This is a genomic window from Sphingomonas radicis, from assembly GCF_051400635.1.
Taxonomy (GTDB): domain Bacteria; phylum Pseudomonadota; class Alphaproteobacteria; order Sphingomonadales; family Sphingomonadaceae; genus Sphingomonas.
This window is the reverse complement of sequence record NZ_JBLFFG010000001.1, coordinates 59,629-74,846: the sequence shown is the minus strand read 5'-3', so window position 1 is coordinate 74,846 and position 15,218 is coordinate 59,629. Positions and strand designations below refer to the sequence as shown.

13 protein-coding genes are annotated in these 15,218 nt (G+C 66.4%); 7 read left to right on the top strand and 6 right to left on the bottom strand.

The features are described 5' to 3' along the window. Positions 1-45: 45 nt before the first annotated feature. Entirely contained in the window at positions 46-357 is a 312-nt protein-coding gene (locus tag ACMGDH_RS00350; RefSeq protein WP_436825934.1) for a CC_3452 family protein, read from the bottom strand. A gap of 146 nt (positions 358-503) precedes the next feature. Between ACMGDH_RS00350 and ACMGDH_RS00345 the strand changes: the two genes are divergently transcribed. Then, on the top strand, positions 504-995 hold the full coding sequence (locus ACMGDH_RS00345; protein ID WP_436825933.1) for a winged helix-turn-helix transcriptional regulator: 492 nt from the start codon (positions 504-506) through the stop codon (positions 993-995). Positions 996-1,476: 481 nt separating this feature from the next. Here the strand turns inward: ACMGDH_RS00345 and ACMGDH_RS00340 are convergent, their stop codons facing one another. Both ACMGDH_RS00340 and ACMGDH_RS00335 read right to left on the bottom strand, forming a co-directional pair. Next, positions 1,477-1,911: an acyl-CoA thioesterase gene (locus tag ACMGDH_RS00340; RefSeq protein WP_436825932.1), complete on the bottom strand. Its 435-nt coding sequence runs from the start codon at positions 1,909-1,911 to the stop codon at positions 1,477-1,479. Positions 1,912-2,293: 382 nt separating this feature from the next. After that, complete coding sequence (locus tag ACMGDH_RS00335; RefSeq protein WP_436825931.1) at positions 2,294-3,499, bottom strand: LL-diaminopimelate aminotransferase; 1,206 nt, start codon at positions 3,497-3,499, stop codon at positions 2,294-2,296. A gap of 127 nt (positions 3,500-3,626) precedes the next feature. Here ACMGDH_RS00335 and ACMGDH_RS00330 point away from each other — a divergent pair, with 127 nt between their 5' ends. From ACMGDH_RS00330 to clpS, 3 genes are all read left to right on the top strand, one after another. Then, entirely contained in the window at positions 3,627-5,360 is a 1,734-nt protein-coding gene (locus tag ACMGDH_RS00330; RefSeq protein WP_436825930.1) for a PHA/PHB synthase family protein, read from the top strand. A gap of 116 nt (positions 5,361-5,476) precedes the next feature. Beyond that, the gene (locus ACMGDH_RS00325) at positions 5,477-6,238 is read left to right on the top strand and encodes a phasin family protein (protein ID WP_436825929.1); all 762 of its coding nucleotides are present in this window, start codon (positions 5,477-5,479) and stop codon (positions 6,236-6,238) included. Positions 6,239-6,413: 175 nt separating this feature from the next. After that, on the top strand, positions 6,414-6,746 hold the full coding sequence (gene clpS / locus ACMGDH_RS00320; RefSeq protein WP_436827191.1) for an ATP-dependent Clp protease adapter ClpS: 333 nt from the start codon (positions 6,414-6,416) through the stop codon (positions 6,744-6,746). Positions 6,747-6,915: 169 nt separating this feature from the next. On the opposite strand, the gene ACMGDH_RS00315 is transcribed toward clpS, so the two are convergent. Then, positions 6,916-7,626: a Crp/Fnr family transcriptional regulator gene (locus tag ACMGDH_RS00315; RefSeq protein WP_436825928.1), complete on the bottom strand. Its 711-nt coding sequence runs from the start codon at positions 7,624-7,626 to the stop codon at positions 6,916-6,918. 86 nt (positions 7,627-7,712) lie between these two features. Further along, positions 7,713-7,844 (bottom strand): hypothetical protein, encoded by a 132-nt coding sequence (locus ACMGDH_RS00310; protein ID WP_436825927.1) that lies wholly within the window; start codon positions 7,842-7,844, stop codon positions 7,713-7,715. On the opposite strand from ACMGDH_RS00310, the gene murA reads away from it, so the two are divergent. Then, the gene (murA, locus tag ACMGDH_RS00305) at positions 7,843-9,126 is read left to right on the top strand and encodes a UDP-N-acetylglucosamine 1-carboxyvinyltransferase (protein ID WP_436825926.1); all 1,284 of its coding nucleotides are present in this window, start codon (positions 7,843-7,845) and stop codon (positions 9,124-9,126) included. The two genes, ACMGDH_RS00310 and murA, sit on opposite strands and share 2 nt — an antisense overlap. Before the next feature lie 20 nt (positions 9,127-9,146). Here the strand turns inward: murA and ACMGDH_RS00300 are convergent, their stop codons facing one another. Beyond that, positions 9,147-11,678, bottom strand: a complete 2,532-nt coding sequence (locus ACMGDH_RS00300; protein ID WP_436825925.1) for a glycoside hydrolase family 9 protein — start codon at positions 11,676-11,678, stop codon at positions 9,147-9,149. A gap of 94 nt (positions 11,679-11,772) precedes the next feature. Here ACMGDH_RS00300 and ACMGDH_RS00295 point away from each other — a divergent pair, with 94 nt between their 5' ends. Then, the gene (locus tag ACMGDH_RS00295; protein WP_436825924.1) at positions 11,773-13,350 is read left to right on the top strand and encodes an MFS transporter; all 1,578 of its coding nucleotides are present in this window, start codon (positions 11,773-11,775) and stop codon (positions 13,348-13,350) included. 74 nt (positions 13,351-13,424) lie between these two features. Beyond that, positions 13,425-15,179: a bifunctional metallophosphatase/5'-nucleotidase gene (locus ACMGDH_RS00290; protein WP_436825923.1), complete on the top strand. Its 1,755-nt coding sequence runs from the start codon at positions 13,425-13,427 to the stop codon at positions 15,177-15,179. Positions 15,180-15,218: the final 39 nt, after the last annotated feature.

Below are 15,218 nucleotides of genomic sequence, written 5' to 3'. Positions count from 1 at the left end.
CTCCGTGCTGCTGCAATGCAATGATTTTCAGTAGTTGTGCGAAGATCATCGCGCCTTGGTGTTGCACTTGGCGAGCGCTTCGGCATCGAACTCGCTGCCGTTGGCACGGAAGGCGGAGAGCTGACCCAGTTCGCGGGCGACGAGCTCGCACATGATGTTGTCGCGCGCGTTCGCCTTGCTGGCGACGCACACGCCCTCGCCGCATTTCCAGATCGTCGAGCGCGTGACGAGGCTGGCCTTCTCGGGCGCAGTCACCGGTGTGGCGGAGTAATAGCCGCGGGCGGTCTGGGCAAAGCCCGCGGGGGCGAGCGCAACCGTTGCCGCGGCCGCTGCCGCGACGGCAAGAAATCGAGTCATGACATCCTCCTGGGGAGCTTTACGGCGCAAACAAGTTGCGAATAGCTACTTAAATTAGTACAAGATCAGTTGCAAGAGGAAACTATTGCTGCGGCGCAAGATGTTATGACGTTCCGCTTGTACCGGAAATGCGATAAGGAGGCTGGATGGGCGCAGGACTTAGGGAATCGCTTCGTGAGCTGGCCGAATGCAGCCTGCCCGCGGCGCTGGAGGCGATGGGCGAGCGCTGGTCGTTCCTGATCCTGCGCGGCTCGTTCAACGGCCTCCATCATTTCGAGGAATTCCAGTCCGAGCTGGGCATCGCCCGCAACATTCTGGCGAACCGGCTCGCGCGGCTGGTCGAGCATGGCATCCTCGCGCGCCAGCCGTGCCCCGGCGACCGCCGCAAGATCGAATACCGCCTCACCGACAAAGGCTATGCGCTGCTCCCGACGATGGTGGCGCTGCGCCAATGGGGCGAGCGCTGGGAGACGGGCGTGCGCGCGACGCCGGTGCTGGTCGACGCGCGCGACCGCAAGCCGATCGCGCCGGTGACGGTCCAGTCGCACGACGGCCGCGTGCTGGGGAAGGGCGACCTGCTGTGGGCGCTGCCCGAGGACATCGCCGAGGACGAGCCCGAGGCGAAGGCGGCGGAATAGGCTGGTCGGGCCGCGAGGTGGCTGCTGGTGGTGGAAAGCGGTCGATGGCTCGTTCGTGCTCGAAACCAGGATAGCGCAGTACCCAACACCTTGGGGTTCCTGCTCCCGCAGGAGCACGCCATTAACGCTTATGGGCTGTTAGCGGAAATTCGCGTGAGTATCAGTCCGACCAGATGATAAGCTGAAGTCCGCGCTCTCTAGCCCATTTTTCCAAGCAGCTGCGCCCTTCAGGTTGTTGATTGCTCCTCAATAAGAGCATTCGCCCATCGTTGACCAGCTTGGCAGCGTATCCAGCCTCAGCGCGCCCACCATACCGACGATCAATGCCGCAGGCAGCAGCCTGCCGTTCAAAGTCAACTTGCGTGACACGATTGGTCACCGTCTCCTGGACCGCGGAAGCCAACAGTAAAACGGCGAAAAACATGTTGTACGATAACAAACTCAGCCACTGTCCGCTACTGCGCCGAAAACGAACAGACCTTCAGACAGCCGGGTCGGTCCTGAGCGCTTCCAGCCGCGCGCGGACGTTCTCCGGAATCGGCTTCGACTTGCGCGTCTCCAGGTCGACATGGACGCTCACCATCTCGACCACGGCGTGGAGCTCGCCGGTCTCGGCGTGGCAGAGCTCGATGCGGTGCGTCATGCTCGACGTGCCGATCCGCTCGATCCGCGCGAACCCCTCGACCATGTCGTCGAGGCGGAAAGGCTGCTTGTAGTCGATCGTCGCGCGGACATAGTTGAATTCGGCGTCCTGCCAGTCCGGCCCGACGTCGTCGAGCGCGGCCCAGCGCCAGAACTCGCTGAGCGTGACGTCGGCATATTCGAGATAGCGCGAGTTGAAGACGATCTTCTGCCCGTCGATCTCGGAATAGCGGACGCGGAAGCGGGTGGAGAAGGGGAAGTCGAGGCGAGTCATGTGCGTCCTATGCGCAAAGCGCCGGTTTCGGACAATCTGCTCCATTTCGGACCATGCACGACGGCGCCGGCATGGCAGCACGTGTGCGCCTCCCTAGGCTGACGGCGGCGGCAATCCCGCCGTCGTACTAAGAGGAGTGCACTATGACCTTTGCAAATCTGTGCATCTTGCTTGGCGTGCTGTTTGCTTTCGCCACCTTGATTCTCAAGGTGATCGAAGTGGCGCGCCACAAGTAGCACGACGGGAGGGGGACGCGTTGCAGCGCGTTCCCCAAACGAAGAAGCCCCCGCCGTTGCAGCAGCGGGGGCTGTCGTACCATAGGAGAACCTATGACCTTTGCGCGCTCTACATAGGCGAGCAGGGCCGAAAAATCAATCTGTGCTCACCCCGCCTTGGCGCCGGTGTTAACGCCCATCGACTGGAGATAGCGCTTCACGTTGCGTGCGGCCTGGCGGAGGCGCTGTTCGTTCTCGACCATCGCGATGCGCACGAAGCCCTCGCCGTTCTCGCCATAGCCAACGCCTGGCGCGACTGCGACCTTGGCGTGGCTCAGCAGCTGCTTGGAGAATTCGAGGCTGCCGAGATGCGCGAGCGCAGGCGGCAGCGGTGCCCAGGCGAACATCGACGCACGCGGGCTCGGGATGTCCCAGCCGGCGCGGGCGAAGCTCTCCACCAGCACGTCGCGGCGCTTGTGATAGAGCTCGCGGTTTTTCTCGACGATGTCCTGGGGGCCGTTGAGCGCGGCGCAGGCGGCGGCCTGAACCGGCGTGAAGGCGCCATAATCGAGGTAGGATTTGACCCGCGTCATCGCAGCGATGAGCTGCTTGTTGCCCACCGCGAAGCCGATCCGCCAGCCCGCCATCGAGAAGGTCTTGCTGAGCGAAGTGAACTCGACGGCAACGTCCTTCGCGCCCTTGACCTGAAGGATCGAAGGCGTCGGCTTGCCGTCGTAATAGAGCTCCGAATAGGCGAGGTCGGAGATGATCCAGACCTTGTTCTCCTTCGCCCAGGCGACCAGCCGTTCGTAGAAGGCGAGGTCCACCGTCTCGGCCGTGGGGTTCGACGGATAGTTGACGACGAGCACCGAGGGGCGCGGCACGGTGAAGTTCACTGCGCGCTCGAGGCTCTCGAAATAGGCTTCGTCGGGCGCGGTCGGCACCGCACGGATCGTCGCCCCGGCGATGATGAAGCCGAAGGTGTGGATCGGATAGCTGGGGTTGGGGGCGAGGATCACGTCGCCCGGCGCAGTGATCGCAGTGGCGAGGCTGGCGAGCCCTTCCTTGGAGCCCATGGTCACGACCACCTCGGTCTCGGGATCGAGATCGACGCCGAAGCGGCGGCCGTAATAGTTCGCCTGGGCGCGGCGCAGGCCGGGGATGCCCTTCGACTGCGAATAGCCGTGCGCGTCGGGCTTCTGCGCGACTTCGCACAGCTTTTCGATCACGTGCGGCGGCGGCGGCAGATCGGGGTTGCCCATGCCGAGATCGATGATGTCCTCGCCCGCCGCACGCGCCGCTGCCCGCATCGCGTTCACTTCGGCGATGACATAGGGAGGCAGGCGCTTGATGCGGTAGAACTCTTCGGACATTCCGGTTCTCGCTTGATGGTTGGAAGGCGGCACCCGATGTGCCGTGTATAGAGTTGTACGCCATATGCGCGGCTGCGGAAATGCGGCAATGCACATGAAGCGGTAAAGCGCTGCTTGGAGGGCACCAATGGCCGAGACCACGACCCCGCTTCCCAGCCTGGAGGACCTCCAGCACTGGACCTGGGTGCTCGGGCGCGCGCAGCAGATGATGCTCGAGCACGGCTTCGACCTGATGGAGCACCTGCCCGCCGCATCGCCGTTCGGCGGGATGTTCGATCCGACCGCGGCGGCGCGCGCGGGCGCCGGCTTTTGGGCGGATACGATGCAGCTGTGGCAGCGCTTCCTGGACCCGGAGCACGCCCGCCCCTTCGAGGAAACCCCCGAGCAGGCGAAGGACAAGCGCTTCAAGGCGCCGCAGTGGCGCGAGGAGCCGGTGTTCGATTTCCTGCGCCAGAGCTATTTCGTGATCGCCGACCATCTGCTGAAGGGAGTCGACGCGATCGAAGGCGTCGATCCGCGGCAGAAGGAGCAGATCCGCTTCGCCACCAAGGGCTTCATCGACGCGGTGAGCCCCACCAATTTCCCCGCGACCAACCCCCAGGTGATCGAGAAGATCGTCGAGACCAAGGGCGAGAGCCTGCTCAAGGGGCTCCAGAACATGCTGGGCGATCTCGCCAAGGGACAGATCACCCAGGCCGATCCCGCTGCCTTCGAAGTCGGGCGCAACATGGCGACGACGCCCGGAAAGGTGGTCAAGCGGACGCCGCTCTACGAGCTGATCCAGTATTCGCCTGTCACCGAGGAAGTGTACGAGACGCCGCTCGTGATCTTCCCGCCGTGGATCAACCGCTTCTACATCCTCGACCTCAACCCCGAGAAAAGCTTCATCCGCTGGGCGGTGGAGCAGGGGCTGACGGTGTTCGTCGTCTCGTGGCGCTCGGCCGACGCGACGATGAAGGACGTGGTGTGGGACGATTATGTCGAGCGCGGCCAGATCGACGCGATCGACACGATCCGCGAGCTGCTGGACGTAACGAGCGTCCATGCGATCGGCTATTGCGTGGCCGGCACCACGCTGGCGGCGACGCTGGCGGTGCTCGCCGCGCGAGGCGAATCGGAGAAGGTGAAGAGCGCCACCTTCTTCACGGCGCAGGTCGATTTCAGCGAAGCGGGCGACCTGAGCATGTTCGTCGACGACGACCAGCTCGCGCTGATCCGCTCGCTGGGTGCCGAGGGCTTCCTCGACGGGCGCTACATGGCGGCGACCTTCAACCTGCTGCGCGGGCGCGACCTGATCTGGAACTATGTGACCAACAATTATCTGATGGGGCAGGACTATGCGCCGTTCGACCTGCTCCACTGGAACTCGGACGTCACCAACCTGCCGGCCGCGTGGCACCTGAGCTACCTGACCGACCTGTATCGCGACAACAAGCTGGTGGTGCCCGCCGCGCTTTCGATCGCCGGGACGCCGGTCGACCTCACCAGGGTGACGACGCCCGCCTATGTCCAGGCCGGCCGCGAGGACCATATCGCCCCGGCGCAGAGCGTGTGGAAGATCACCCAGTATTTCACGGGACCGCTCCGCTTCGTGCTCGCGGGATCGGGGCATATCGCGGGGGTGGTGAACCCGCCGTCCGCAGGCAAATACCAATATTGGACCAACGAGGCGAAGGCGGAGACGCTCGCCGAGTTCGTTGCCGGCGCCAGGGAGACCAAGGGCAGCTGGTGGCCCGACTGGATCGGCTGGATCGAGGGCGTGGATGCGGCCAAGGTGCCCGCCAAAGGCGCGCGCATTCCCGGGAAAGGCAAGCTCGAGCCGCTGTGCGACGCCCCGGGCACTTATGTGAAGATGCGCTGAAAGCGACGGTTCCGTAGCGTGCATCTGCTTTGCTGCGCTGCACAATCGAAGCTTGAAAATGCGCGCCGAATCCCTTAAATGTTGCAATGCAGCAATTAGCTAGGGGATCGACTCAAATGGCCACCAAGGGACCGAAGACCGGAACGGCCAAGCCCGTCACCGCTCGCAAGCCCGCGGCGCGCGCCACGAAGCAGGCCGCGCCCAAGGCTGGAGTTGTTGCCGCAGCGGCTGAGAAGCCCGCGCCGGTTGCCGAAGCCGCGACGATCGTCCCGGCTCCTGTGCCCGAGCCGGTCCCGGCCGTCGAAGCAGCGTCGCAGGAAGTCACGCATTTTGCCGAGACCGTGGCAGAGCCGGCCGAAGCCGCCGCGGACATCATCAACGAAGCCGTCGCGGCCGCAGAGCCAGTCGCCGCGAAGGCCCTCGTCAAGGAAGTCAGCACCATGGATACCACGATCGAGAACAACACCGCCAAGGCCCAGGCCTTCTTCGCCGACATCAACGAGCGCACCAAGGCTGCGGTCGAGAAGTCGACCAAGCTGGTCGAGGAAGCCAATGAGTTCGCCAAGGGCAATCTGGAAGCGGTCGTCGAGTCGAGCCGCATCACTGCCAAGGGCCTCGAGGCGCTCGGCCAGGAAGCCGCCGAATACAGCCGCAAGTCGTTCGAGAACGCGACTGCCACGCTGAAGACGCTCGCTGCGGTCAAGTCGCCGACCGAGTTCTTCAAGCTGCAGAGCGACTATGTCCGCACTGCGTTCGACTCATATGTCGCCGAGGCATCGAAGACCACCGAAGCGGTGCTCAAGCTCGCCGGCGACGCCGCGCAGCCGCTGTCGAACCGCCTCGCGGTTGCAGCCGAAAAGGTGAAGGTCGTCGCCTGAGGCGCCTTCGCGCAGTAGATAGCGTAATTTGGGGCGGCTGCCTTCGGGCGGCCGCCCTTTTCGTTTCGAACGGGGCACCTCCGCGCCGTTTTGCGCGTTCCTGGCCTTGCCCTGTCAGGGTCTAAGCCATATTTTCCGGACTGCGATGCAAGAGCTCACGCGTTACGACATCCGAATGGCCGAGGACGGCGACGACGACACCGGCGGGCGCGACCCCTCCGTGGGTCTGGCGACGCGCACCCGCACGCGCACCAAGAAGCCGACGCCGTATCGCGTGCTGATGCTCAACGACGATTACACGCCGATGGAATTCGTCGTGCTGGTGCTCCAGCGTTTCTTCCGAATGAGCATGGAGGAGGCGACGCAGGTGATGCTCCACGTCCACCAGCGCGGCGTGGGCGTGTGCGGCGTGTTCAGCTACGAAGTGGCCGAGACCAAGGTCGCGCAGGTGATCGACTTCGCACGGCAGAACCAGCACCCGCTCCAGTGCACGCTAGAGAAGGCGTGAGCGCAAAGGCGCGGTCCCGGGCTTGAGCATCTATCCTCCCCCCGCCAGGGGGAGGTGACACGCGAGAGCGTGACGGAGGGGGAGGAACCCCTTCCGGCGTTCTGGCATCCTCCCCCTCCACCAGCTTCGCTGGTCCCCCTCCCCCTGGCGGGGGAGGATAAAGGGGTGATCAGCGCGTCGGCGGGGGAAGCCAGCTCAGATCGAGCCCCTCGTAGCGATTGACGTAATTGGCCACCCGGGCGAGCGCGGGCTCGTCGCGCAGTGTCACCTTGCCTGCCTCGCGTGCGATCAGGCCATCCTCTTCGAGCTGGCGGAGCATCCGGTTGACGTGCACCGCGGTGAGGCCGGTCGCGTCGCCGATCTCCTCCTGGGTGAGGCCGAGGGCGAAAACCTTGGCGACTTCCTTGTCTGTAGCGCGCAGCCGATTGCGCAGCTCGAGCAGCAGCGCGGCGATGCGGGCCTTGGCGCTGGTACGGCCGAGCGCGGCGAGCCGATCGGTGAGCGCCACGCGCTCGATCTGCGAATAGACCAGGATCATCGCCGCGAGCCGGGGATGCGCGATCATGATCTTGGACAGCGCTCCGCGGTCGAACGGGCAGACGACGCAGTCGGAAAGCGCCGCCAGCGTCTCGGGGGCCTCGCGGTAGATCGCGCTCGATATGCCCAGCATGTCGCCGGGGAAGAGGAAGCGCAGGATTTGGCGGCTGCCGTCGTCGAGCAGCACATAGCTCATCATCAGGCCCTTGCGCAGGATGAAGAGCTCGCCGGCTTGCTCGTTCTCGCGCTGGAGCACCGCCCCGCGGCGCACGTGCCGCTGGCGCTCCTCGAGCTTCTCCAGGGCGCCGCACTCGCCCGGAGTCAGATCGATCAGCTCATTCAACAGGTCAGCGAAACAACTGGCAGACACGCTCATCCCCCCACGTGTCCATGCAAAGCAGTGCTGTAGAATCAATGCATTAAAATCGATCAAGCCGGTGTGTCGGTCTGGCGCGCATGCATGCGGCGCGGACCGGTGTATCGTGCGGGCGGCACGACATAGTCGTTCATGCTGCTCGGGCCATTGCGGGCAGCGAGCACGGACCCTAGAAGCCCTGCCATGGATCGCATACTCATCCGCGGCGGCAATCGCCTGGCGGGCAAAATCACCATTTCGGGCGCGAAGAATTCGGCGCTGACGCTGATGCCCTGCGCGCTGCTGACCGACGAGCCGCTGACGCTCCGGAACCTGCCGCGCCTCGCCGACGTCGACGGGTTCGGCCATCTGCTCAACGAACTCGGCGCCTCGACTTCGATCGAGGGCACGCGGCCGCAGGATTTCGGGCGGGTGATGACGGTGCGCGCCGGCCGGCTGACTTCGACGGTCGCGCCCTATGACATCGTGCGGAAAATGCGGGCATCGATCCTGGTGCTGGGGCCGGTGCTCGGCCGCGCGGGCGAAGCGACCGTGTCGCTCCCCGGCGGCTGCGCGATCGGCAATCGCCCGATCGACCTGCACCTGAAGGCGCTCGAGGCGATGGGCGCCGAGATCGAAGTCACCGCCGGCTATGTGAAGGCGAGCGCTCCAGGCGGACGGCTGCCGGGCGGGCGCTTCCGCTTCCCCGTGGTATCGGTCGGCGCAACCGAGAATGCGCTGATGGCGGCGGTCACGGCCAAGGGCAGCACGATCCTCCACAACGCCGCGCGCGAGCCCGAGATCGTCGACCTGTGCAGGCTGCTCGTCGCGATGGGCGCATCGATCGACGGCATCGGCACCGAGACACTAGAGATCGAAGGCCGCGACCGGCTGCACGGCGCGACCTATTCGGTGATGCCCGATAGGATCGAAGCGGGCAGCTATGCCTGTGCCGCGGCGATCACCGGCGGCGACTTGGAGCTGGTCGGCGCCGCCGCGGGCGACATGCGCGCCACGCTCGATGCGCTGGCCGAGGCAGGCGTGACGATCGAGGAGAAGCGCGATTCGATCCGCGTCGCAGCCGACAACGGCCTGAAGCCGCTCACGCTCTCGACCGCGCCGTTCCCGGGCTTCGCCACCGACATGCAGGCGCAGTTCATGGCGATGCTGTGCAAGGCCGACGGCGCGAGCGTGCTCACCGAGACGATCTTCGAGAACCGCTACATGCACGTGCCCGAGCTCACGCGGATGGGCGCCGACATCCAGGTGCGCGGCCGCACCGCGGTGGTGAAGGGCCCGGCGAAGCTGGTGGGCGCGCCAGTGATGGCGACCGACCTGCGCGCTTCGATGAGCCTGATCCTCGCAGGGCTTGCCGCCGAGGGCGAGACGCAGGTCAACCGCGTCTACCACCTCGATCGCGGCTATGAGCGGCTGGAAGAGAAGCTCCAGGCGGTGGGCGCCGACATCGAGCGCGTCGGCGACGGCTGAGCGCCGCCGACGCGGCCCCACTAACGTTTCGCCCTCGTCAGCTCGATCGCGGCCTGGACGAGCGCGATGTAGCTGGGACTCATGTTCACGACATATTCGTTCTGGCCCCAGAAGAAGGGCCAGTCCTCCTTGTTCTCGGGGAAGTCGGGCTTGAGCACGAGCACCCCGGGCACCACGCCGCCGGCGATGAACGAGAAGTCGGCGCGATTCATGCCGTAAGCGACTTCCTTCGATCGCGTGCCGACGCCCGATACGAACGACAGGTTCGATCCCGGATGGGTGCCGTGGAGATAGTCCAGCGCGCGGAACACCGCCTGTCCGTCGCTCAGCGCCGGGAAGGCCTTGTGAATCGCGTAATCGGTGAGCCCGGTCTGGAGCACCGCGCCATTGCCGGCCCAGCCGCCGGTGGTGATCGGCACGCCATAGGGATTGGGGCCGGTGAAGGGCGCGGCATTGGCCTTGAGCGCGCGCGCCGCAGCCTCGACCTTGCTGCGATACGGGGCATCCATGAAGGGCAGCGCCTGGATCGCAGTCTCGGCATATTGCGGGAAGCGCTGGGCGATCTCGGGCCATAAAGCCTCGATCCGATCGGCGTATTGCCTGTCCTTTGTGCTGGCGAGCAGCTCGACGGCGGCGGTGAACTCCTCGCCGGGCAGCCAGCCACCGGTGGTGTTGCCGTGGCTGAAGGTGTTGGGGGCGTGGCTGTGCTCCTCGGCCCAGACCTTCTTCGCGATGCCGAGCGCCTTGGTGGCGAGCGCGTCGTCATAGCCCTTGAGCGCGCGGCTGGCGGCGGCGAGCGCCGCGGCCGAGCCATAGTTGAGCGCGCTCGACTTGCTGGTGAACACCCAGCGGTCGTCGGGCGTGCCGCTGCGGCCGCCCTTGCGCTCGCCGCGCTTCAGGCTCGGATCGTAGACGAGCCCGTCGGTCTTGGACGCTGCATCGCCGAGATGGGTGTATTGCGCGACATCGGGCTCGACCACGCCGTGCACCGCATAGCCGAGCGCATCGTACATCGAGGCAAGATAGCGCACGCCGTGCTCTATCTGCTGGAGCAGGTCGGGCTTGCCGTCAGGGACGTGCATCTCGACGTGGCGGAGCTGCTGGTCGACCAAGGTCTGGTCGCGCGCCGGCTTGTGGTCCTCCCAGATGCCGACGAGCGTGCGGACCACGGCATATTGGGTCTGGGTGCGGATATCGAAATCGCCCGCATCGAGCCAGCCGCCGACGTCGAGCCCCGGAACGTGCTCGCCGGGTTGGAAGCGCGTGTCGGTGGTCGGGCCTTGGCGATAGAGGTCGACATGCTCGTGGTTGACCGGCGCCTGGCGCGCATCGTCGCGGTGGCTGTCGCCGTGCCAGACGCGATAAGCCTCGTTGACGCTCATATGGTCCATCTGGACGGGCAAGTAGATGTCGAGGCTGGGGTGCCACGCCCGGTCGTACACATCGGCGCCAATCCGGAAGGTGGCGGTGCGCTGGCCGGCATAGTCGAGCTGGTAGAGCCCGGGCTCGCGGACCTGGCTGAAATCGAAGGTGGCGTAATTGTAGCGCAGATATTTGCCCCATGGCCTGGCCGCGCCGGCTGCGGCCTGAGCCACTTCGCCGCGTTCGTTCACGCGGAGCAGCCGCACCTCGCCCTTGGGCGTGTCGTTGGCGTCGAGCTCGAGCACTGCCACCTTGGCCTGCTGCGGCGCATAGCCGAGCTGCGAATGGCCGATCACCGGCGCGCGCAGCCAGCCGGGGACGCTGTTGGGCGCGAGCGTCCATTCGATCACTCGCCCGGTCTTGCCGGCGGGGATCAGGCTGCGCACGACGAACCAGCCGTTCTGCGCCTGGTCGCGCCCGTCATAGAGACCGAGTTCGCCCCCCGCCGTCTCGATCCGGACGCGGCGCGCGGGATCCTCGGGCGCAAGGACCAACGTCTTGCCTTTCGCAAGCGGCAGCGGCTCGGCGCCGGCACCGATGTCGCGCCCGCTGGCAGCGTTGCGCTCGCCGCCCGCGACCATATCGCTCGACGGATAGAGCGGGAAGGCGCCGCCCTTGCCGTCGGCGAGGAAGCTCTTGCGGAAATAGGCCGAGGGCAGAAACTCGAGGTTGAACCCGGCCTTGCCCGCGAGCGCGGCGGGAAGCGGCTGATCGAGGACGATCGCCAGCTTCACTGCTTCCCCCGCGCGCTCGGCGCGGATGCGGTAGCGGAACTTGTGCTCGGGATATTCGAGCAGCGCCTCGATCGTGCCGGTGGCGGGATCGACCGTGCAATCGACCAGCCGGCCGATCGGGTCCCATTGGCCGGGGGTGGGGGACAAGCGGACATCGCCGTTGGTGGCGATGCGCTCGCCCTGCTGGATCAGCTCGACGCCGCTATGCTTGGCGTCGGCGAACAGCCCATCGTACCAGTTGGAGAAGACGAGGACGTTGACGCCCCGCGCTTCGAAATACCCGGCTTCCCCGAGTGCGATCTGCCGCTGCTCTTCCTGCGCCGCCGCGGGCGCTCCCAACATTGCAGTCGTCAGCATCGATGCGCCCAGCAGGCGCCGCGCCATTTTGCCCTTCACATCGCTCTCCCTTGTGGCAGGTTGCTCCTGCGCTTACGGAAGTTAGCGCTAACACAAGCAAATGGGGCTGGGGAAGCCCAATGGGGGATCCATCGTGAATCAGAGCAGCGTGCTGGCGGGACGGCAGGCGATCTGGGCCTTCGTGCTGGGCTGCGCGGCGGTGACCGCGGGGGTGCTGATGCACATCCCGATGTTCATGATGGGCGAGCACATGCACTTCATGCTCGCGGGCATGGAGATGGGCTGGGACATGGTCGCCGGCATGGGGCTGATCGTCGCCGGTGTCGGCGTCGCCGCCTATGGGCTGCTGCCGCGCGGCGTGGGCGCACACCGCACCGTCACTGCGGGGATCGAGATCGCCGCCCCCGAGGACGCGCATCTGAGCTGGGCGCACTGGCGGCTGATGATCGTGCTCGTGATCGCGCTGGTGATCGACGTGATGAAGCCCGCTTCGCTGGGTTTCACCGTGCCGGGCATGGTGACGGAATATGGAGTGGACAAGGCGACGGTCTCGCTGGTCCCCTTCTTCGCGCTGATCGGCACCGTGGTAGGATCGGTGCTCTGGGGCGTGATCGCCGACATTTATGGGCGCAAGGCATCGATCCTGCTTTCGGCAGTGATGTTCGTGGGCACTTCGATCTGCGGCGCGATGCCCAGCCTCGCCTGGAACATCGGCATGTGCTTCATGATGGGCGCAGCCGCCGGGGGCATGCTGCCGGTCACCTATGCGCTGCTTGCCGAGATGATGCCGAGCAAGCACCGGGGCTGGAGCCTGGTGCTGGTCGGCGGGCTGGGCGCGGTGGGGGGCTATTTCGCCGCGAGCGGTTTTTCGGCGCTGCTCCAGCCCGAATATGGCTGGCGGATCCTGTGGCTGCTCAACCTGCCCTCCGGGCTGATGCTGGTGCTGCTCGGCGCCTTCATCCCCGAATCGGCCAAGTTCCTGCTCGCGCGCGGACGGCGTGAGGAAGCGGCGCGGGTGATGGCGGCGTTCGGATCGAGCGTGAAGCGCATCGGGGCGCCCGTCCTGGCCGCCGCGCGCCCCGCGCATGTGCCGCTCACGGGAGCGAAGCTGATCGGCAAGCTTGCCGCGCTGTCGACCGCTGCGATCGCGTGGGGACTGATCAACTTCGGGCTGCTTTTGTGGCTGCCGGCCGATCTGGTGAGCAAGGGCTATTCGGTCGAGGTTTCGAGCAAGCTGCTCGCGGCTTCGGCGCTGATCGCCTTTCCCACCGTGTTCCTGGCGGCGTTTCTCTACAGCCGGTGGAGCACCAAATGGTCGCTGGTCGCGATGATCGGTGTGACCCTGCTCGGACTGATCGGCGTGATGTGGCTGGAGCTGAGCGGCAGCGGCAGCCCGGTGCTGCCGGTGGCGCTGCTGATCGTCGGCTCGAACGGGATCATCGCGATGGTGCTTCCCTATGCCGCCGAGAGCTTCCCGCTGAAGGTCCGCGGGCGCGCGACGGGGTTCGTCGCGGCGTGCACCAAGGGCGGCGGCGTGCTCGCCCAGGCGCTGTCGATCATGGCGCTGGTGCCGCCGATGGGGATCGCCGCCGCGATCATCCTGATGCCGACGGTGGCAGCGCTGGGGCTGGTCGCGTGGTTCGGGCGGGAGACGCGCGGCGGCGACCTGCGTCAGCTCGACGAGGCTATGGACGAGCCGCTGGTCGGCTGACGCGATCTCCGGGCTTGAGGCGGGCGCACCTGCCCGCGTAAAGCCCTGGCATTCCAAATGCGGGGGACTCGGCGATGCGGACGATGTTGGCTGCGGTGGCGGGGCTTGCCCTGCTTTCGGGATGCGCCCGCACGCCGGACGCCGAAACTGTTGCGCCCGCTGCCGCGCCGGTGCGGGTCAAGATCATCGCCTTCAACGATTTCCACGGCAACCTCGAACCGCCCAGGATCGCGGTTCCGGCGCCGGGCGCGGACGGAAAGGACGTGCAGGTGCCCGCGGGCGGCGCGGCCTGGTTCGCCGCTGCGATCGGCAAGCTGCGCGGGGCGAGCCCCAATACGGTAGTCGTCTCGGCAGGCGACATGACCAGCGCGAGCCCGCTCGTCTCCTCGCTGTTTCTCGACGAGCCGACGATCGCGACGATGAACCTTGCAGGTGTCGACTTCAATGCCGTCGGCAACCACGAGTTCGATCGCGGCTGGCGCGAGCTGCAGCGGCTGCAGAACGGCGGGTGCGAGAAACTTGCGCAGCGCGATCCGTGCGCGCTCGACAAGTTTGAAGGTGCGAAGTTCCGCTATCTCGCCGCCAATGTGGCGAAGGCGGGCGGCGGCACGCTGTTTCCGGCGTATGGCATCCGCAGCTTCGGCAGCGGCGCGAACGCGGTGCGCGTCGCCTTCATCGGCATGACGCTGAAGGGAACGCCCAGCCTGGTGATGGCATCGGGGATCGCAGGGCTGCGCTTCGAGGACGAAGCCGATACCGTCAACGCGCTGGTGCCCAGGCTCAAGGCGGAAGGTGCCGACGCGATCGTGGTGCTGGTCCACCAGGGCGGCGAGACCGATGTGGGCTACAACGACAAGACGTGCGGGGGGCTGCGCGGCCCGATCGTGCCGATCCTCGAGCGGCTGGATCCGCGCGTCGACCTCGTCGTCTCGGGGCATACGCACCGGGCCTATGTCTGCGACTTCGGCAAGGTGGACGCGGGGCGGCCGTTCCTCCTCACCAGCGCCGGCTATGGCGGGACGATGCTCACCGACATCACGCTCGACATCGATCCGCGCGCGGGGCGCGTGATCGCCAAGCGTGCGGACAATGTCATCGTCCAGAGTGACGGCTTCACCACGCCGCGGGTCACTGCCGAGGCGACCGATCTCTATCCGCGTTTCGCACCCGAGCCCACGGTGGCGGCGCTGGTGGCGCGCTATTCGGCGGCGGCGAAGCACTATGCCGAGCGGCCGGTGGGGCGGCTGGCCGGCCCGGCGCCGCGCGGCCCCAATGGTATGCGCGAGCAGGTGCTGGGCAATCTGATTGCGGATGCCCAGCTTGCAGCTGCGCGTGTCGATGGCGCCGAGATCGCATTCATGAATCCGGGCGGCGTGCGCGCCGATCTCAACCCGCGGCCCGACGGCAGCGTGACCTTCGGCGACATCTACGCCGTCCAGCCCTTCGGCAATGTGCTCACCGTGATGCGCTTCACCGGGCGGCAGCTGCGCGCGATCCTCGAGCAGCAGTTCGACGAGAGCAAGGTAGGCGGGCGGACGCTGCTGCTCGTCTCGCGGGGCTTTTCCTATGGTTTCGACCTGGGACGGCCGGTGGGGCAGCGGGTGATCGACCCGCGGCTGAACGGCGCGGCGATCGAGGACGACCGTGTCTATCGCGTGAGCGTGAGCAACTTCCTGGCGAACGGTGGCGACGGGTTCACCAGCTTCGCTGCGGGGAGCGATCCGGTGACGGGCGTGACGGACCTCGAAGCGCTCGAAGCCTATCTCGCGAGGCCGGAGGCGGTGGTGCCACCGAAGACGGATCGGGTGCGGGATCTGACGCTGCGGTAGGCTTTCCCCTCCCGCAAGCGGGAGGGGAGCGCAGAGAGG

Bases quoted from the DNA above. Each gene is read 5' to 3' on its own strand.
- ACMGDH_RS00340 (WP_436825932.1), bottom strand. From the start codon at position 1,911: ATGACTCGCCTCGACTTCCCCTTCTCCACCCGCTTCCGCGTCCGCTAT.
- ACMGDH_RS00350 (WP_436825934.1), bottom strand. From the start codon at position 357: ATGACTCGATTTCTTGCCGTCGCGGCAGCGGCCGCGGCAACGGTTGCG.
- ACMGDH_RS00310 (WP_436825927.1), bottom strand. From the start codon at position 7,844: ATGGCAGGGCTTCTAGGGTCCGTGCTCGCTGCCCGCAATGGCCCGAGC.
- clpS (WP_436827191.1), top strand. From the start codon at position 6,414: ATGGCCGAGGACGGCGACGACGACACCGGCGGGCGCGACCCCTCCGTG.
- ACMGDH_RS00290 (WP_436825923.1), top strand. From the start codon at position 13,425: ATGCGGACGATGTTGGCTGCGGTGGCGGGGCTTGCCCTGCTTTCGGGA.
- ACMGDH_RS00325 (WP_436825929.1), top strand. From the start codon at position 5,477: ATGGCCACCAAGGGACCGAAGACCGGAACGGCCAAGCCCGTCACCGCT.
- ACMGDH_RS00335 (WP_436825931.1), bottom strand. From the start codon at position 3,499: ATGTCCGAAGAGTTCTACCGCATCAAGCGCCTGCCTCCCTATGTCATC.
- ACMGDH_RS00330 (WP_436825930.1), top strand. From the start codon at position 3,627: ATGGCCGAGACCACGACCCCGCTTCCCAGCCTGGAGGACCTCCAGCAC.
- ACMGDH_RS00345 (WP_436825933.1), top strand. From the start codon at position 504: ATGGGCGCAGGACTTAGGGAATCGCTTCGTGAGCTGGCCGAATGCAGC.
- murA (WP_436825926.1), top strand. From the start codon at position 7,843: ATGGATCGCATACTCATCCGCGGCGGCAATCGCCTGGCGGGCAAAATC.